The following is a 17,923-nucleotide window of genomic DNA, read 5'->3' as shown; positions in this document are numbered from 1 at the left end:
ATGACCGTGACTATCACGCTCGGCCATCTGGCCGAGTTCCTCGGTGCCACGCTACGTGGCCCGGCGGACAAGCAAATCACCGGACTGGCCACCTTGCAGGAGGCCGGGCCCGGTCAGGTCAGCTTTCTGGCCAATCCTCAGTATCGAAAATTCCTCGCAACCTCCCACGCCGCAGCCGTGCTACTCAAGCCCGCTGATGCCGAAGGTTACGCGGGAGATGCACTGCTGATCGCCGACCCTTACCTGGCGTACGCACGAATCTCCCATCTGTTCGATCCCAAGCCGAAGGCCGCTGCCGGTATTCATCCGACCGCTATCGTCGCTGCTGACGCAGTAGTCGATCCGAATGCCAGCGTGGGCCCGTATGTCGTCATCGAAAGCGGTGCACGCATCGCTGCCGGTGTGACCCTCGGTGCTCATTGCTACATCGGTGCCCGCAGTGTCATCGGCGAAGGCGGCTGGCTGGCACCGCGCGTGACGCTGTATCACGATGTGCGGATCGGCCAGCGCGTGGTGATCCAGTCGGGTGCCGTACTGGGTGGAGAGGGCTTTGGCTTCGCCAACGAGAAAGGCGTGTGGCAGAAGATCGCCCAGATTGGTGGCGTGACCATCGGCGACGACGTGGAGATTGGCGTGAACACCGCCATTGACCGCGGCGCCATGGACGACACGCGCATCGGCAACGGTGTGAAGCTGGATAACCAGATTCAGATCGCGCACAACGTTCAAGTGGGCGATCACACGGCAATGGCGGCCTGCGTTGGCATTTCCGGCAGTGCGAAGATCGGCAAACACTGTATGCTCGCCGGCGGTGTCGGACTGGTCGGGCACATTGAAATTTGCGACGGCGTCTTTATCACGGGCATGACCATGGTCACCCGTTCGATCACCGAGCCGGGTTCCTATTCTTCGGGGACCGCGATGCAGCCCGCTGCCGAATGGCGCAAGAGTGCGGCACGTATTCGCCAGCTCGACGACATGTCCCGCCGACTGCAGCAGCTAGAAAAGATTGTCGAGGCAGTGACCTCAGGCGGTAATGCGTCATCTGATGGCTGATACTTTTTTCTTATCAAGTGTGCAAAGCCGATAAACTGCCTCCTTGATTTGCTAGAGGAGTGCCGCGCATTCGTCGCGCACTCCCAATCTTTACTACAGGCTTCCTCTCGAAATGATGGACATCAACGAAATTCGCGAATATCTGCCCCACCGTTACCCGTTCCTGCTGGTGGATCGTGTGGTGAAGCTGGATGTTGAGAATAAGCTCATTCGTGCCTATAAGAATGTCAGCATCAACGAGCCCTTCTTCAATGGGCACTTTCCTGCGCATCCAATCATGCCGGGCGTGCTGATCATCGAAGCAATGGCTCAGGCCGCGGGCATCCTGGGTTTCAAGATGCTTGACGTGAAGCCTGCTGACGGCACCCTGTATTACTTCGTGGGCTCCGACAAGCTGCGCTTCCGCCAGCCGGTGCTGCCGGGCGACCAATTGATTCTTGAAGCCAAATTTCTGAGCTGCAAGCGCCAGATCTGGAAGTTCGAATGCCAGGCGTCGGTAGACGGCAAGCCGGTATGCTCCGCAGAAATCATCTGTGCGGAACGTAAACTATGAGTTTGATTGACCCTCGCGCAATCATCGATCCGACGGCCGTGCTGGCCGACAATGTGGAGGTCGGCCCGTGGTCGATCGTCGGACCCGGTGTGGAAATTGGCGAGGGCACGGTGATAGGTCCGCACGTGATTCTGCGTGGCCCGACCGTCATCGGTAAGCACAACCACATCTACCAGTTTTCTTCGGTAGGTGAGGACACGCCTGACCTCAAGTACAAGGGCGAAGCCACGCGTCTGGTCATCGGTGACCACAATGTGATCCGCGAAGGCGTCACGATTCACCGTGGCACCATTCAGGACCGCGCCGAAACCACGATTGGCGATAACAACCTGATCATGGCCTATGCGCATATCGGTCATGACAGCGTCATCGGCAACCATTGCATCCTGGTCAACAACACGGCGCTGGCCGGCCATGTGCATGTGGCTGACTGGGCGATCCTCTCCGGGTTCACCTTGGTTCATCAGTATTGCCACATCGGCGCCCACAGCTTTTCCGGTATGGGCACGGCGATTGGCAAGGACGTCCCGGCGTTCGTTACCGTGTTCGGCAACCCGGCAGAAGCCCGCAGCATGAACTTCGAAGGCATGCGTCGTCGTGGTTTCTCGGAAGACTCGATCCATGCCCTGCGTCGCGCCTACAAGACGGTCTATCGCCAAGGGCTGACGGTCGAACAGGCGGTGGTCGAGCTGGCTGAACCGGCGGCGCAGTTCCCGGAAGTCGCGCTGTTTCTTGAGTCCATCCAGAACTCGACCCGCGGCATCACTCGTTAATCATGGGGGCCTTGCGGATCGCGCTGGTCGCCGGTGAAGCCTCGGGCGACATCCTGGGTTCGGGTCTGATGCGTGCCATCAAGGCGCGTCATCCTGATGCACAGTTCATCGGCGTCGGCGGCCCGCTCATGGAAGCTGAGGGCATGGCGTCCTACTTCCCCATGGAGCGTCTGTCGGTCATGGGGCTGGTGGAAGTCCTTGGACGTCTCAAGGAGTTGCTGGCCCGTCGCAAGCTGTTGATCCAGACCTTGATCGATGAGAAACCCGATGTATTCATCGGGATCGACGCTCCGGACTTCACCCTCAATATCGAACTCAAACTGCGTCAGGCCGGGATCAGAACCGTGCACTACGTCAGCCCGTCCGTGTGGGCGTGGCGGCAGAAGCGTGTCCTGAAGATCCGCGAAGGCTGCGACCTGATGTTGACGTTGTTGCCGTTCGAAGCGCGTTTTTACGAAGAAAAGGGCGTGCCGGTGCGTTTCGTCGGCCATCCACTCGCCGATACCATCCCCCTTGAAGCGGATCGCCAGGCGGCTCGGGCTGAGCTGGGGCTGGGTGACGGGCCTGTCGTGGCGTTGATGCCGGGCAGCCGTGGCGGGGAGGTGGGCCGACTGGGCGCGCTGTTTTTCGACACCGCCGAACGGCTGCTCGCCCAGCGCCCGACCGTTCGTTTCGTGCTGCCCTGCGCCAGCCCTCAACGCCGCGCGCAAATCGAACAGTTGTTGCAAGGCCGCGATCTGCCGCTGACCTTGCTCGACGGCCGCTCCCATGTTGCGTTGGCTGCCTGCGATGCCGTGTTGATCGCATCGGGCACCGCCACGCTGGAAGCGCTGCTCTACAAACGACCGATGGTGGTTGCCTATCGTCTGGCGCCGCTGACCTACTGGATACTCAAGCGGATGGTGAAGAGTCCGTACGTGTCGCTGCCGAATCTGTTGGCCCAGCGTTTGCTGGTTCCAGAGCTTCTGCAGGACGCGGCGACCGCCGATGCCCTGGCCAACACCCTGCTGCCGTTGCTCGACAACGGCGCGGAGCAGACCGCCGGCTTCGACGCCATTCACCGCACCTTGCGTCGCGACGCGTCCAATCAAGCCGCCGAAGCGGTCCTGAACCTGATTGGCCCGTCGCCTTCACGATGAGCGCTCGAACAATGCAAATGGGCCTGGATTTCAACCTGGTCGAGGATCTGGTCGCCGGTGTCGATGAGGTGGGCCGTGGCCCGCTGTGCGGCGCTGTGGTAACGGCTGCGGTGATTCTTGACCCCAATCGCCCCATCTTGGGTCTTAACGACTCGAAAAAGCTCACCGAAGCCAAGCGCGAAAAGCTGTTCGACGAGATCTGCGAAAAGGCGCTGTGCTGGCATATCGCACGGGCCGAAGTCGAAGAAATCGACGAGCTGAACATTCTGCACGCCACCATGCTGGCCATGAAGCGTGCGGTCGAGGGCCTGTTGATCACGCCGAAACTGGCGCTGATAGACGGTAACCGTTGCCCGCAACTCTCGGTGCCGAGCGCGCCGGTGATTCAGGGTGATGCCCAGGTCCCCGCCATCGCTGCGGCGTCGATCCTGGCCAAGGTCAGCCGCGACCGGGAGATGGCTGCCATGGAACTGGTCTATCCGGGGTACGGCATTGGTGGCCACAAGGGCTACCCGACGCCGGTTCACCTGGAAGCGCTGGCCCGGTTAGGGCCGACGCCGATCCACCGCCGCTCCTTCGCCCCGGTGCGTGCGGCGTATGAATCGCGGGAGATGATGATCTCCACCGGCTTCACCTCGCTGCCGCTCACCTGATCGCGGGCTGATGTTTTCATGAGAGGCCGGTACAATCCGGCCTTTGTTTTCTGCGCGCTATAGGATCAACCATGTCGGCTTCTTTCGTTCATCTGCGCATGCACACCGAATATTCTCTGGTCGACGGGCTGGTGCGGGTCAAGCCGCTGGTCAAGGCGTTGACCGGCCTGAACATGCCTGCGGTGGCAGTGACCGATCAGAACAACCTGTGCTCGCTGGTCAAGTTCTACAAGGCCGCCATGGGCGCTGGCATCAAGCCTATCTGCGGCGCCGACATCTGGTTGGCAGGTCGTGACAAGGATGCCCCCCTCAGCCGCTTGAGCCTGTTGGTGATGAACCCCAAGGGCTATCTGAATCTCACCGAGCTGATCTCCCGTGGTTTCATGCATGGTCAGCGCAACGGCGTGGTGATCATCGAGCGGGAGTGGGTCGCTGAGGCCCATGAAGGGCTGATCGCGCTGTCGGCGGCCAAGGAGGGTGAGATCGGCATGGCGCTGCTCGGTGGCAACCCGGCCGAGGCCGACGAGTTGCTCAAGGAGTGGGTGTCGGTCTTTCAGGATCGTTTCTACATCGAGATTCAACGGACCAGCCGCGTCAATGACGAAGAGCACCTGCACGCTGCCGTCGCCCTTGCCGATCGCCACGGTGTGCCGCTGGTGGCGACCAACGATGTTCGCTTCATCAAGCAGGAAGATTTCGAAGCCCACGAAACCCGCGTGTGTATCGGCGAAGGCCGGGCGCTGGACGACCCGCGCCGCTCGCACAACTACAGCGATCAGCAGTACCTCAAGAGCGCTGCAGAAATGGCCGAGCTTTTCAGCGACCTGCCCGACGCGCTGCAGAACACCGTGGAAATCGCCCAGCGTTGCAACATTGACGTGCGCCTGGGCAAGCACTTCCTGCCCAACTTCCCGATTCCCGATGGCCTGACCATCGATGAATACTTCCGCAAGGTGTCTTTCGAGGGCCTTGAAGAGCGCTTGGCCGTGCTGTGGCCGAGGGAAACCACGCCCAACTACGAAGCCAAGCGGCAGGAGTACGTCGACCGGTTGAATTTCGAGCTGGATATCATCATCCAGATGGGGTTCCCCGGTTACTTTCTGATCGTTATGGACTTTATCCAGTGGGCCAAGAACAACGGCGTGCCGGTCGGTCCGGGTCGTGGGTCGGGTGCCGGCTCGCTGGTGGCTTACGTACAGAAGATCACCGACCTCGATCCGCTGGAATATGACCTGCTCTTCGAACGTTTTCTAAACCCTGAACGGGTTTCGATGCCGGACTTCGACGTCGACTTCTGCATGGACGGGCGCGACCGGGTGATCGAATACGTGGCCGAGAAATACGGCCGCAACGCGGTGAGCCAGATCATCACGTTCGGTTCCATGGCGGCGAAAGCGGTGGTGCGGGACGTGGCGCGGGCTCAGGGGAAATCCTTCGGTCTGGCGGATCGCCTGTCGAAGATGATCCCGTTCGAAGTCGGCATGACCCTGGAAAAGGCCTATGAGCAGGAAGAAATCCTGCGCGACTTCCTCAAGACCGACGAGGAAGGGGCAGAAATCTGGGAGATGGCGCGTAAGCTCGAAGGCGTTGTGCGTAACGTCGGCAAGCACGCCGGTGGTGTGGTCATTGCCCCAACCAAACTGACCGACTTCGCGGCTATCTATTGCGATGAAGAAGGCGGCGGCCTGGTCACCCAGTACGACAAGGACGATGTCGAGGCCGCGGGTCTGGTGAAGTTCGACTTCCTGGGTCTGCGAACGCTGACGATCATCGACTGGGCGATGAAGACGATCAACCGCGACCGCGCCAAGGTCGGCGAGGACCCGCTCGACATCGCCTTCATCCCGCTGGATGACGCCCCGACCTACGATCTGCTGCAAAAAGCCGAAACCACGGCGGTCTTCCAGCTTGAATCCCGAGGCATGAAAGAGCTGATCAAGAAGCTCAAGCCCGACTGCCTGGAAGACCTTATCGCACTGGTGGCACTGTTCCGCCCGGGCCCGCTGCAGTCGGGCATGGTAGACGACTTTATCAACCGCAAGCACGGTCGCGCCGAGCTCTCCTACCCGCACGTCGATTACCAGTACGAAGGGCTCAAGCCCGTGCTGCTGCCAACGTACGGCATCATCCTGTATCAGGAACAGGTGATGCAGATTGCCCAGGTCATGGCGGGTTACACCCTCGGCGAGGCCGACATGCTGCGTCGGGCCATGGGTAAGAAAAAGCCCGAGGAGATGGCCAAGCAGCGCGGCGGCTTCATCGAAGGCTGCAAGACCAACAATATCGAGCCGGATCTGGCCGGTAACATTTTCGACTTGGTGGAAAAATTCGCCGGTTACGGGTTTAACAAATCCCACTCTGCTGCGTACGGGCTCGTCTCGTACCAGACGGCGTGGCTGAAGAAGCATTACCCCGCGCCGTTCATGGCGGCCGTGCTCTCGGCGGACATGCACAACACCGACAAGGTCGTGACCTTGATCGAGGAAGTGCGGACCATGAAGCTGCGCCTCGATGCGCCGGACGTGAACAACTCCGAATTCAAATTCACCGTGAACGACGAAGGCCGCATCGTGTACGGGCTGGGCGCGATCAAAGGCGTGGGCGAGGGGCCGGTCGAGGCGATTACCGAAGCGCGTCAGGCCGGGCCGTTCAAGGACCTGTTCGATTTCTGCGCGCGCATCGACCTCAAACGGGTCAACAAACGCACGTTGGGTGGCCTGATCAGCAGCGGTGCGCTGGACCGTCTGGGGCCGTTTTTCTACGACGACCCAAAACAGTATCAAGCCAACATTGACCGCAATCGCGGTGTGTTGCTCGCCGCGCTGGAAGGTGCGATTCAGTCGGCCGAACAAACCGCGCGCAGTCACGACAGTGGCCATGCCGATCTGTTTGGCGGGCTGTTCGTCGAGCCGGATGCCGATGTTTATGCGAACCATCGTGGGGCCAAAGAGGTCACTCTCAAAGAGCGTTTGCGCGGTGAGAAGGAAACCCTGGGCCTGTACCTGACGGGGCACCCGATCGACGAGTACGAAGGCGAGATTCGTCGCTTCGCCCGCCAGCGAATCGTTGACCTGAAACCCGCCCGTGACACCCAGACCGTCGCCGGTCTGATCATCGCCTTGCGTGTGATGAAGAACAAAAAGGGCGACAAGATGGGGTTTATCACCCTGGATGACCGCTCTGGCCGCATCGAAGCGTCGTTGTTCGCGGACTCGTTCCAGGCCGCTCAGTCGCTGTTGCAGACCGACGCGATGGTGGTGGTCGAAGGCGAGGTCAGTTCCGATGACTTCTCAGGCGGCCTGCGTTTGCGAGCCAAGCGGGTAATGAGTCTCGAAGAAGCGCGGACCGGTCTGGCTGAGAGTTTGCGCCTGACCGTGCGCAGCGAGGCGCTGAAAGGTGATCGTCTACGCTGGCTGGGCGACCTGTGCAAGAAGCACCGGGGAGCGTGTCCGATTACGCTCGACTACACCGGGCAGGAGGCCCGGGCGCTATTGCAGTTCGGCGAAGCGTGGCGAATCGATCCCGCAGACAGCCTGATTCAGGCGCTGCGTGACCAGTTCGGACGAGAGAACGTCTTCCTGCAGTATCGATGAACGCTGATACCCGACTTTTTTTAAGCTCGACACTTTTAACCTCGACCCTCACACGCCACATCCTTTAAGGTATGGCGTTTACGGATCAACCGGCCGGCCTCTTGGCCGTCGACCCAAGACGGATGCCTATGAACCCGAATTTTCTGGATTTCGAACAGCCGATTGCTGACCTGCAAGCCAAAATTGAAGAGCTGCGACTGGTAGGCAATGACAACTCGCTGAACATCGGCGATGAAATCTCTCGACTGCAAGAGAAGAGCAGCACGCTCACCGAAAGCATTTTCGGCAACCTGACCAGTTGGCAGATCGCGCGCATGGCGCGTCATCCGCGTCGTCCGTACACCCTGGACTACATCGAACACATCTTCACCGAGTTCGACGAGCTGCACGGCGACCGCCACTTTTCCGACGACGCGGCCATCGTGGGCGGTATCGCCCGTCTGGACGACCAACCTGTCATGGTGATCGGTCATCAAAAAGGCCGCGAAGTGCGCGAAAAAGTTCGCCGTAACTTTGGCATGCCGCGTCCTGAAGGCTACCGCAAGGCGTGTCGCCTGATGGAGATGGCCGAGCGCTTCAAAATGCCGATCCTGACCTTCATCGACACACCTGGCGCATACCCTGGCATCGACGCTGAAGAGCGCAACCAGAGCGAAGCGATTGCTTGGAACCTGCGTGTCATGGCGCGTCTGAAGACGCCGATCATCGCGACTGTGATCGGTGAGGGCGGTTCGGGCGGTGCACTGGCCATTGGCGTGTGCGATCAACTGAACATGCTGCAATACTCCACTTACGCGGTGATTTCGCCGGAAGGCTGCGCGTCGATTCTGTGGAAAACCGCAGAAAAAGCGCCAGACGCTGCCGAAGCGATGGGCATCACTGCCGAGCGCCTCAAAGGCCTGGGCATCGTCGACAAGGTCATCAACGAGCCACTGGGTGGCGCGCACCGTGATCCGGCGGCGGCTTCGGCTTCCATCCGCGAAGCATTGAGCAGCCAATTGGCCATGCTCAAGAAATTCAATGCGGATGAACTGTTGGCGCGTCGCTACGACCGCCTGATGAGCTACGGCATCTGATCGGAGTCATATTTGAGGTCCGGTGAGCTAACGCGGGGTCCACCAGCATGAGCAAGCCGGACGCATTCAAAAAAGACCTCTCCCAACGTCTGCTATCGCGCCTTGAACCCTGGCGCGGTGCAGCCGGTTGGCGCATCGCCTTCTCGGGTGGACTCGATTCCACCGTCCTGCTGCACCTGCTGGCCGAGCTTGCTCGCCATCAGCGTCTCCCCCCTTTGACCGCTATCCACATTTATCACGGTTTGCAGGCTGTTGCTGCGTCGTGGCCGGGACATTGCCGTCAGATGTGTCAGATTCTGGGCGTGCCGTTGCAGGTCATCGACGTGCAAGTACGATCCGGCGCCAGCCTCGAACAGGCGGCCCGCGATGCCCGATACACCGCGTTCGAGCAGACGTTGCTGGCGGGCGAGGTGTTGCTCACGGCCCAGCACCGGGACGATCAGGCGGAAACCCTGATGTTTCGCCTGCTGCGGGGAGCGGGTGTGAAAGGGTTGGCGGCCATGCCTTCCCATCGAGTGCTTGGCAAAGGCCAGGTCTTCCGGCCGCTGCTGGACGAGCCCCGCGCATTGCTTGAGCGTTATGCACAGGACGAGGGCCTGAGCTGGATCGAAGACCCGAGCAACAAAGACAGCCGTTTCTCCCGCAATTACCTGCGTAACCATGTGTTGCCGATGCTGACCGCACGCTGGCCCCAGGCAACCGCGAGCATGGTCCGCAGCGCCGCGCACCTGGCCGAGGCCCAAGGCTTGCTCGATGAACTGGCGACGCAGGATCTGGCGCTCGCCGACACACCGTGCCCGTGGCCATGGCTGGCGGTGCCGTCCCTGGAGCTGGCGCCGCTTGAGGGACTGTCATCTGCACGTCAGAGAAACGCCCTACGTTACTGGCTGAGTCCGCTGACACGTCTTCCAGACAGTGATCACTGGGCGGGGTGGGATTCCCTGCGTGATGCCGGGCCGGATGGTCGTCCGATCTGGCGTCTGGCCGACGGACAATTGCATCGCGCAGAAGGGCGAATCTGGTGGCTGTCGGGCATCTGGCTCAAGGACGTGGCGGGTTCGCAGCACTGGTCCACGGCCTCGCAGCCGCTTCATTTGCCGGGCAACGGAATGTTGCACATTCTGGGCGACATCCCTCGCGGCGGGCTGCACGTGCACTATCGACAGGGCGGTGAAGTGCTGGATGTACCGGACCGCGGGCGCCGGGACCTCAAGCGCCTGCTCAATGAAAAAGGCGTGCCGGTGTTTTTGCGCGGCCGATTGCCGCTGTTGTATCGCGGTGAACAGTTGCTGGCGGTGGCCAACCTGCCCGGACTCGACGCTGACCCCCGTGGCGACTGGCGATTGCACTGGCAACCACCGACGAATGACCACAGTTTGAGATGAGAGCCCGTTTCCGGTAGACTACGCTCCCTTCTTGATACAGCTTATGTCGACCCTTTCGGAACGACGTGAGTTGCCGATTACCAGCCAGTCTTTACTGGGCGATTCTCAAAATGTGGCGAGCAATGGACAGGTCCGGATTCGGCCAGTCGCTTTCAACGCAACAATTTCAGGAATGCACTGTGAAACACGCAGGTCATCGGGGGCTTCGGCCTTCCTTCGCTTTCCCCGGCGGCTCTGACCGCTTTAACGCAGACTTCTAGGGTTTTTCATGACGCGCTACATCTTCGTCACGGGCGGTGTTGTTTCTTCATTGGGGAAAGGCATTGCCTCGGCTTCATTGGCGGCCATCCTGGAGGCGAGGGGACTTAAGGTCACCATGCTCAAGCTGGACCCCTACATCAACGTCGACCCGGGCACCATGAGCCCGTTCCAGCACGGTGAAGTGTTCGTCACCCACGACGGCGCGGAGACCGACCTGGACCTGGGTCACTACGAGCGTTTCATTCGCACCACCATGACCCAGAACAACAACTTCACCACCGGCCGTGTGTACGAACACGTCCTGCGCAAAGAGCGCCGTGGTGATTATCTGGGCGCGACCATTCAGGTGATCCCGCACATCACCGACGAAATCAAGCGTCGCATCATCAAGGGCGCCGGCGATGCCGACGTGGCCATGGTCGAGATCGGTGGCACCGTGGGTGACATCGAATCGCAACCGTTCCTTGAGGCGATCCGCCAGTTGCGTTTCGAAGTCGGCGCCAAGCGCGCGATGCTGATGCACCTGACGCTGGTGCCGTACATCGCGACTGCTGGCGAGACCAAGACCAAGCCGACCCAGCACTCCGTCAAGGAACTGCGTTCCATTGGCCTGCAGCCTGACGTGCTGGTGTGCCGCTCCGATCACCCGATCGACGTTTCGTCGCGTCGCAAGATCGCGCAGTTCACCAACGTCGAAGAGCGCGCTGTGATCGCGCTGGAAGACGCCGACACCATCTACAAGATCCCGGGCATCCTGCACTCGCAGGGTCTGGACGATTTCGTCGTTGAGCGTTTTGGCCTGCAATGCAACAGCGCCGACCTGTCCGAGTGGGACAAGGTCGTCGATGCCAAGCTGAACCCGGAGCACGAAGTCACCATCGCGATGGTCGGCAAGTACATGGAACTGCTGGACGCGTACAAATCGCTGATCGAAGCGATGAGCCACGCAGGCATCAGCAACCGCACCAAGGTCAACCTGCGCTACATCGATTCCGAAGACATCGAGAATCAGGGCACTGGCCTGCTGGAAGGTGTGGACGCCATTCTGGTACCGGGCGGCTTCGGTCTGCGCGGTGTCGAAGGCAAGATCACCGCCGTTCAGTTTGCTCGCGAAAACAAGGTGCCTTACCTGGGTATTTGCCTGGGCATGCAAGTGGCGGTCATCGAGTTCGCCCGTAACGTGCTGGGCTGGAAAGACGCCAACTCCACGGAGTTCGATCGCACCAGCCCGCACCCTGTGGTCGGCCTGATCACCGAGTGGGAAGACGCCACCGGCGCGGTCGAAACCCGTACCGAAAGCTCCGACCTTGGCGGCACCATGCGTCTGGGCGCGCAGGAATGCCTGCTGGAGCCGGGTTCTCTGGTGCACGATTGCTACGCCAACGACACTATCGTCGAGCGTCATCGTCACCGTTACGAAGTGAACAACAAGCTGCTGCCGCAACTGATCGAAGCCGGGCTGAAAGTGTCCGGTCGTTCCGGTGATGGCGCGCTGGTTGAGGTGGTCGAGTCCAAGGACCACCCGTGGTTCGTGGCTTGCCAGTTCCACCCTGAGTTCACCTCCACGCCTCGCGACGGTCACCCGCTGTTCAGTGGCTTCGTCAAGGCAGCGCTCGCTCAGCACCAGAAGAACGCCTGATAGGGAATTCATTACATGGCACAGAAAATCATCCGTGTGGGCTCCATTGACATCGCCAACGACAAGCCGATGGTCTTGTTCGGTGGCATGAATGTCCTGGAGTCGCGGGACATGGCCATGCAGGTCTGCGAAGAATACGTTCGGGTCACCCAGAAACTGGGCATCCCTTACGTGTTCAAGGCCAGCTTCGACAAAGCCAACCGTTCTTCCGTGACCTCGTATCGCGGTCCGGGCCTTGAAGCGGGCATGCGCATTTTCGAAGAGATCAAAAGCACCTTTGGCGTGCCGGTGATCACTGACGTCCACGAGCCGCATCAAGCGGCGACCGTGGCGGAAGTCTGCGACATTATCCAGCTGCCGGCCTTCCTGTCGCGCCAGACCGATCTGGTCGTGGCGATGGCGAAGACCGGTGCCGTGATCAACATCAAGAAGGCCCAGTTCCTCGCGCCCCAGGAGATGAAGCACATCCTGACCAAGTGCGAAGAAGCCGGTAACGATCAATTGATCCTGTGTGAACGCGGTTCGAGCTTCGGCTATAACAATCTCGTCGTGGACATGCTCGGCTTCGGCATCATGAAAGCATTCGAATACCCGGTATTCTTCGACGTGACCCACGCGCTGCAAATGCCGGGCGGTCGTTCGGATTCGGCAGGTGGTCGTCGTGCTCAGGTGACCGATCTGGCCAAGGCCGGTATCAGCCAGGGCCTGGCAGGCCTGTTCCTTGAAGCGCATCCGGACCCGGACAACGCCAAGTGCGACGGCCCGTGCGCCTTGCGCTTGAACAAGCTGGAGCCGTTCCTGACCCAGCTCAAGGCACTCGATGATCTGGTCAAAGCGTTCCCGGCCATAGAAACGGCGTAAAACCCGCTTCTCCGGCACGATGCCCTCCGGTAGAGTGCCGCTCGTTTCTTTCCCGACCAACGGGTCGGGAAAATCTGTCATCCCGGGTCTGCCCGCTGTCTAGTGCCCGGGGCGCCAGTCGTTTTTCCCAGCTGCGTCGTTTTCGTCAATCTTGGAGTGTTAACAACAATGGCAAAAATCGTCGACATCAAAGGTCGTGAAGTTCTCGACTCCCGTGGCAATCCCACCGTGGAAGCAGATGTGCTCCTCGACAACGGCATCATCGGCAGTGCTTGCGCGCCGTCCGGTGCTTCCACCGGCTCGCGTGAAGCACTTGAGCTGCGTGATGGCGACAAGAGCCGTTACATGGGCAAGGGCGTTCTGAAAGCAGTGGCCAATATCAATGGCCCGATCCGCGACCTGCTGCTGGGCAAGGACCCGGTTGACCAGAAGGCCCTGGATCACGCGATGATCAAGCTCGACGGCACTGAAAACAAAGCCAGCCTGGGCGCCAACGCGATCCTCGCTGTGTCGCTGGCTGCCGCGAAAGCCGCTGCCCAGGATCAGGACCTGCCGCTGTACGCGCACATCGCCAACCTGAACGGCACGCCAGGCGTCTACTCGATGCCGGTCCCAATGATGAACATCATCAACGGTGGCGAGCATGCTGATAACAACATCGACATCCAGGAGTTCATGGTTCAGCCAGTCGGCGCCAAGACCTTCTCCGAAGGCCTGCGCTGGGGCACCGAGATTTTCCACCACCTGAAAGCTGTTCTGAAGGCCCGTGGCCTGAACACTGCGGTGGGTGACGAAGGCGGTTTCGCACCGAACCTGAACTCCAACGCCGAAGCCTTGGACGCCATCGCCGAAGCCGTCAAAAACGCGGGCTACAAACTGGGCACCGACGTGACCCTGGCGCTGGATTGCGCGGCGAGCGAGTTCTACAAGAATGGCAAGTACGTCCTGAGCGAAGAAGGCGAGTATGACTCCGCCGGTTTTGCCGACTACCTGGCGGACCTGGTCAGCAAGCACCCGATCATCTCTATCGAAGACGGTCTGGACGAGTCTGACTGGGACGGTTGGAAAGTCCTGACTGACAAGATCGGCGATAAGATCCAGCTGGTGGGTGACGACCTGTTCGTGACCAACACCAAGATCCTGAAAGAAGGCATCGAGAAGAAGATCGGTAACTCGATCCTGATCAAGTTCAACCAGATCGGCACCCTGACCGAAACCCTGGAAGCCATCCAGATGGCCAAGGCCGCTGGTTACACCGCTGTGATCTCGCACCGTTCAGGCGAAACCGAAGACTCGACCATTGCCGACCTGGCGGTGGGCACGTCGGCAGGTCAGATCAAGACCGGTTCCCTGAGCCGTTCCGACCGCATCGCCAAGTACAACCAACTGCTGCGTATCGAAGAGCAATTGGGCGCCAAAGCGGTCTACCGTGGTCGCGGCGAGTTTCGCGGCTGATTACAAGATGGTAAAAAGGCAGCAGGCGTCGTAGGGGAATTCACCCGAAGGGGGTGTTCCTGGCGTCCTGATCCACGAGCCCGGTGACCACCGGGCTCTTGGGCATTTGAAATGGTCGGTTTTGCTGTCTTTCTCCACCGGGTAACAGATATTCACAATGCGCAGTCCCAACTGGTTGTTCCTCGTTCTGCTCTTGCTGCTCGCTGGCTTGCAATACCGCCTTTGGGTGGGTAACGGCAGCCTCGCGCAGGTGGCCAGTCTGACCCAGCAAATCGCCGATCAACATGCCGAAAACGATGCCTTGCTTGAGCGCAACCGTGTGCTGGATGCCGAGGTGTTGGAGTTGAAGAAGGGTCTGGAAACCGTTGAAGAGCGTGCCCGTCATGAGCTGGGCATGGTCAAGGACGGCGAGACTCTTTATCAGTTGGCACAGTGACGTTCCTGTAAATGACTCAATCCCTTCCTGCCTTCTGGGCAGTGATTCCCGCAGCGGGCGTTGGTGCGCGCATGGCGGCAGACCGTCCCAAGCAATACCTGCAACTGGGCGGTCTCACGATTCTCGAACACAGCCTGCTTTGCTTTCTCGATCACCCCCGGCTCAAGGGGCTGGTGATCAGTCTGGCTGCGGACGACCCTTATTGGCCCACCTTGCCGTGCGCGCTGGATTCCCGGATTCAGCGGGTCGCGGGCGGCAAGGAGCGGGCAGATTCAGTCCTCAATGCGTTGTTGCATCTGCACGCCAGTGGCGCCGATGACAACGACTGGGTGCTGGTCCATGACGCCGCGCGGCCGAATCTGGCGCGCTCGGACCTGGACAACCTGCTGAATGAACTGGCGAACGACCCGGTGGGTGGTTTGCTGGCGGTCCCGGCCAAAGACACGCTCAAGCGCGCCGACGCCCATGGCCGTGTGACGGAAACCGTTGATCGCAGTTTGATCTGGCAGGCGTATACGCCGCAGATGTTTCGGCTGGGGGCGTTGCATCGGGCGCTGGCGGACAGCCTGGTGTCGAACGTCTCGATCACCGACGAAGCCTCGGCGATAGAGTGGGCAGGGCAATCGCCACGCCTGATCGAGGGGCGTGCCGACAACATCAAGGTGACGCGCCCGGAAGACCTGGAATGGTTGCGGCAGCGGCGGGGCGATTTTTCCCGCTAACAGGACTGTGATTACTTCCGGTTGCATGCGCAGATGCCTGTAGGAGCGTGGCTTGTCCCGCGATCGGCTGCGAAGCAGTCGTGAAACCAAGCGCATTGGCCGTCCCAGATACACCGCGCTTGCAGGATTCACGACGACTCCGTCGCCGATCGCGGGACAAGCCGCGCTCCTACGGCCTTCGGCCGATCTTTATCGATACTCCGGCCGCGCCGCCAACCCTGTCTTCAAATAATCCACCAGCTTCCTGACCTTAGGCGACAAATGCCGTTGCTGAGGATACAACCCCCACACCGCCGTGCTGGGGGGCTGATGGGCTTCGAGCAGTGAAATCAGTGCGCCGCTTTTCAGGTGTTCCAGCACGTAATAATCCGGTAATTGACACAACCCTACCCCTTGCAACGCCGCATCCAGCACCGCCTGCCCACTGTTGCAGCGCCAGTTTCCCTGCACCCGCTGGGAAAATTCCCGGCCGTTCTGTTGCAGCAACCAGCTGTCGGAACTCCCGATGAGGCAGTTGTGGCGGTTCAATTCCGAGAGGCTGTGAGGGCGGCCATACCGTTCTAAATAAGAAGGCGAGGCGCAGAGGTACATGCGTCGAGGCGCCAGCCGCGTGGCGACCAGTCGTGATTCTTGCAGCCGACCCAAGCGTATCGCCAGGTCCATCCCTTCGTGCACCAGGTCCAGTGTGTTGTTGGTCAGCTCAATGTCCACGCGCAGTTGCGGATAGTCCTCCATGAACCGCGTGACCAAGGGTGCGATGAACCGCTCGCCGTAGGCCACAGCGCAGGTCATGCGCAGCAGGCCTTTGGGCTCGCTGGTGAGGTCGCCCACTGCGCGCAACGCTTCCTCGCGGCCATCTTGCAAGCGCTGGCAATGGTGCAGAAACGTCTGGCCCGCCTCCGTCAGCGCGACCTTGCGGGTACTCCTATATAGAAGACGGGTTTGCAGCCGCTCTTCCAGCCGGGCGATCTGCCGGCTGATGTGCGAAGACGAAACGCCCATTCGCTCTGCCGCTGCCGTGAACTGCCCGCATTCCGCCACTGCGACGAATTCGTCCAGCCCTTCCCAACGATTGGTGTACATCGATTATCCCTGTACAGCATTAATGTTTTTCTTTTTCACCGATTATTAATCAAACGGCACTGTTTTACACTCCTAGCTCGTTTTTACTTCGCTGGAGAAGATGATGATCAAGTCACGTGCTGCCGTTGCGTTCGGTCCCAATCAACCGCTGCAAATTGTTGAAGTGGACGTCGAAGCGCCAAAGGCTGGCGAGGTCCTGATCCGGACCATCGCCTCCGGCGTTTGCCACACCGACGCTTACACCCTGTCTGGCGCGGACTCCGAAGGCGTGTTCCCGTGCATTCTGGGTCACGAAGGCGGCGGCATTGTTGAAGCCGTGGGCGAGGGCGTGACCTCGGTAGCGGTCGGCGACCATGTGATCCCGCTGTACACCGCCGAATGCCGCGAGTGCAAATTCTGCAAATCCGGCAAAACCAACCTGTGCCAGAAAGTCCGTGCAACGCAAGGCAAGGGCCTGATGCCCGACGGCACCACCCGTTTCAGCTACAACGGCGAGCCGGTGTACCACTACATGGGCTGCTCGACGTTCTCCGAATACACCGTCGTGGCAGAAGTCTCCCTCGCGAAAATCCCTAAAGAAGCCCCGCTGGAAAAGGTCTGCCTGCTGGGTTGCGGCGTGACCACGGGCATCGGCGCCGTGCTCAACACAGCCAAGGTGGAAGAGGGCGCAACCGTGGCCATCTTCGGTCTCGGCGGCATCGGTCTGGCGGCGATCATCGGCGCGAAAATGGCCAAGGCCTCGCGCATCATCGCCATCGACATTAACCCGTCAAAATTCGACGTCGCCCGTGAACTGGGTGCCACTGATTTCGTGAACCCGAAAGACCACACCAAGCCGATTCAGGACGTCATCGTCGAACTGACCGATGGCGGCGTGGATTACAGCTTCGAGTGCATCGGCAACGTCAACCTCATGCGTGCCGCGCTGGAGTGCTGCCACAAGGGTTGGGGCGAGTCGATCATCATCGGTGTTGCACCGGCTGGCCAGGAAATCGCCACTCGCCCATTCCAACTGGTGACCGGGCGCGTCTGGCGCGGTTCGGCGTTCGGCGGCGTCAAAGGCCGCACCGAACTGCCAAGCTACGTCGAGAAAGCCCAGAAAGGTGAAATCCCCCTGGACACCTTCATCACCCACACCATGGGCCTGGACAATATCAACGAAGCGTTCGACCTGATGCACGAAGGCAAAAGCATCCGCTCCGTCATCCACTTCTAAGAGCAGCGGCAAGCTACAAGCT

The 17,923-nt window shown here is 60.3% G+C and carries 15 protein-coding genes; 14 read left to right on the top strand and 1 reads right to left on the bottom strand.

Annotation, left to right across the window (positions count from 1 at the left end):
* The 13 genes from lpxD (at position 1) to ispD (ending at position 15,602) form a co-directional block, all read left to right on the top strand.
* The gene (gene lpxD, locus GVN17_RS01925) at positions 1 to 1,056 is read left to right on the top strand and encodes a UDP-3-O-(3-hydroxymyristoyl)glucosamine N-acyltransferase (protein WP_166593535.1); all 1,056 of its coding nucleotides are present in this window, start codon (positions 1 to 3) and stop codon (positions 1,054 to 1,056) included.
* A gap of 112 nt (positions 1,057 to 1,168) precedes the next feature.
* On the top strand, positions 1,169 to 1,609 hold the full coding sequence (fabZ, locus tag GVN17_RS01920; RefSeq protein WP_166593534.1) for a 3-hydroxyacyl-ACP dehydratase FabZ: 441 nt from the start codon (positions 1,169 to 1,171) through the stop codon (positions 1,607 to 1,609).
* Entirely contained in the window at positions 1,606 to 2,382 is a 777-nt protein-coding gene (gene lpxA, locus GVN17_RS01915) for an acyl-ACP--UDP-N-acetylglucosamine O-acyltransferase (RefSeq protein WP_166593533.1), read from the top strand. Before fabZ ends, lpxA begins: the two co-directional genes overlap by 4 nt.
* 2 nt (positions 2,383 to 2,384) lie before the next feature.
* Positions 2,385 to 3,521 carry a lipid-A-disaccharide synthase gene (gene lpxB / locus GVN17_RS01910; protein WP_218576045.1) on the top strand — a complete coding sequence of 379 codons (1,137 nt, stop codon included), beginning with the start codon at positions 2,385 to 2,387 and terminating at the stop codon, positions 3,519 to 3,521.
* Positions 3,522 to 3,532: 11 nt separating this feature from the next.
* Positions 3,533 to 4,174, top strand: coding sequence for a ribonuclease HII (rnhB, locus tag GVN17_RS01905; RefSeq protein WP_166593804.1), 642 nt, complete (start codon positions 3,533 to 3,535; stop codon positions 4,172 to 4,174).
* Between the two features lie 71 nt (positions 4,175 to 4,245).
* The gene (dnaE, locus tag GVN17_RS01900; protein ID WP_166593532.1) at positions 4,246 to 7,767 is read left to right on the top strand and encodes a DNA polymerase III subunit alpha; all 3,522 of its coding nucleotides are present in this window, start codon (positions 4,246 to 4,248) and stop codon (positions 7,765 to 7,767) included.
* A 128-nt stretch (positions 7,768 to 7,895) separates the two neighbouring features.
* A complete protein-coding gene (locus GVN17_RS01895) occupies positions 7,896 to 8,843 on the top strand; it encodes an acetyl-CoA carboxylase carboxyltransferase subunit alpha (protein WP_166593531.1) in 948 nt (315 codons plus the stop codon).
* A 47-nt stretch (positions 8,844 to 8,890) separates the two neighbouring features.
* Entirely contained in the window at positions 8,891 to 10,228 is a 1,338-nt protein-coding gene (gene tilS / locus GVN17_RS01890; RefSeq protein ID WP_166593530.1) for a tRNA lysidine(34) synthetase TilS, read from the top strand.
* 268 nt (positions 10,229 to 10,496) lie between these two features.
* Positions 10,497 to 12,128 carry a CTP synthase gene (locus tag GVN17_RS01885; protein WP_166593529.1) on the top strand — a complete coding sequence of 544 codons (1,632 nt, stop codon included), beginning with the start codon at positions 10,497 to 10,499 and terminating at the stop codon, positions 12,126 to 12,128.
* 15 nt (positions 12,129 to 12,143) lie between these two features.
* Positions 12,144 to 12,989, top strand: a complete 846-nt coding sequence (gene kdsA, locus GVN17_RS01880) for a 3-deoxy-8-phosphooctulonate synthase (RefSeq protein ID WP_166593528.1) — start codon at positions 12,144 to 12,146, stop codon at positions 12,987 to 12,989.
* A gap of 168 nt (positions 12,990 to 13,157) precedes the next feature.
* A complete protein-coding gene (eno, locus tag GVN17_RS01875; RefSeq protein WP_166593527.1) occupies positions 13,158 to 14,444 on the top strand; it encodes a phosphopyruvate hydratase in 1,287 nt (428 codons plus the stop codon).
* Positions 14,445 to 14,601: 157 nt separating this feature from the next.
* Entirely contained in the window at positions 14,602 to 14,880 is a 279-nt protein-coding gene (ftsB, locus tag GVN17_RS01870; protein WP_074752716.1) for a cell division protein FtsB, read from the top strand.
* 11 nt (positions 14,881 to 14,891) lie between these two features.
* On the top strand, positions 14,892 to 15,602 hold the full coding sequence (gene ispD / locus GVN17_RS01865) for a 2-C-methyl-D-erythritol 4-phosphate cytidylyltransferase (protein ID WP_166593526.1): 711 nt from the start codon (positions 14,892 to 14,894) through the stop codon (positions 15,600 to 15,602).
* Positions 15,603 to 15,791: 189 nt separating this feature from the next.
* Here the strand turns inward: ispD and GVN17_RS01860 are convergent, their stop codons facing one another.
* Entirely contained in the window at positions 15,792 to 16,685 is an 894-nt protein-coding gene (locus GVN17_RS01860) for a LysR substrate-binding domain-containing protein (protein WP_166593525.1), read from the bottom strand.
* A 103-nt stretch (positions 16,686 to 16,788) separates the two neighbouring features.
* Between GVN17_RS01860 and GVN17_RS01855 the strand changes: the two genes are divergently transcribed.
* Positions 16,789 to 17,901: an S-(hydroxymethyl)glutathione dehydrogenase/class III alcohol dehydrogenase gene (locus GVN17_RS01855; RefSeq protein ID WP_166593524.1), complete on the top strand. Its 1,113-nt coding sequence runs from the start codon at positions 16,789 to 16,791 to the stop codon at positions 17,899 to 17,901.
* Positions 17,902 to 17,923: the final 22 nt, after the last annotated feature.

This window comes from Pseudomonas sp. SLFW (assembly GCF_009905615.1).
Taxonomy (GTDB): domain Bacteria; phylum Pseudomonadota; class Gammaproteobacteria; order Pseudomonadales; family Pseudomonadaceae; genus Aquipseudomonas; species Aquipseudomonas bambusae.
Note: the sequence above shows the minus strand (reverse complement) of the source record. Positions and strands in the feature narration are given on the sequence as shown.

Bases quoted from the DNA above. Each gene is read 5' to 3' on its own strand.
- kdsA (WP_166593528.1), top strand. From the start codon at position 12,144: ATGGCACAGAAAATCATCCGTGTGGGCTCCATTGACATCGCCAACGAC.
- dnaE (WP_166593532.1), top strand. From the start codon at position 4,246: ATGTCGGCTTCTTTCGTTCATCTGCGCATGCACACCGAATATTCTCTG.
- lpxB (WP_218576045.1), top strand. From the start codon at position 2,385: ATGGGGGCCTTGCGGATCGCGCTGGTCGCCGGTGAAGCCTCGGGCGAC.
- ftsB (WP_074752716.1), top strand. From the start codon at position 14,602: ATGCGCAGTCCCAACTGGTTGTTCCTCGTTCTGCTCTTGCTGCTCGCT.
- GVN17_RS01860 (WP_166593525.1), bottom strand. From the start codon at position 16,685: ATGTACACCAATCGTTGGGAAGGGCTGGACGAATTCGTCGCAGTGGCG.
- lpxA (WP_166593533.1), top strand. From the start codon at position 1,606: ATGAGTTTGATTGACCCTCGCGCAATCATCGATCCGACGGCCGTGCTG.
- lpxD (WP_166593535.1), top strand. From the start codon at position 1: ATGACCGTGACTATCACGCTCGGCCATCTGGCCGAGTTCCTCGGTGCC.
- fabZ (WP_166593534.1), top strand. From the start codon at position 1,169: ATGATGGACATCAACGAAATTCGCGAATATCTGCCCCACCGTTACCCG.
- GVN17_RS01895 (WP_166593531.1), top strand. From the start codon at position 7,896: ATGAACCCGAATTTTCTGGATTTCGAACAGCCGATTGCTGACCTGCAA.
- tilS (WP_166593530.1), top strand. From the start codon at position 8,891: ATGAGCAAGCCGGACGCATTCAAAAAAGACCTCTCCCAACGTCTGCTA.
- rnhB (WP_166593804.1), top strand. From the start codon at position 3,533: ATGCAAATGGGCCTGGATTTCAACCTGGTCGAGGATCTGGTCGCCGGT.
- ispD (WP_166593526.1), top strand. From the start codon at position 14,892: ATGACTCAATCCCTTCCTGCCTTCTGGGCAGTGATTCCCGCAGCGGGC.
- GVN17_RS01885 (WP_166593529.1), top strand. From the start codon at position 10,497: ATGACGCGCTACATCTTCGTCACGGGCGGTGTTGTTTCTTCATTGGGG.
- eno (WP_166593527.1), top strand. From the start codon at position 13,158: ATGGCAAAAATCGTCGACATCAAAGGTCGTGAAGTTCTCGACTCCCGT.
- GVN17_RS01855 (WP_166593524.1), top strand. From the start codon at position 16,789: ATGATCAAGTCACGTGCTGCCGTTGCGTTCGGTCCCAATCAACCGCTG.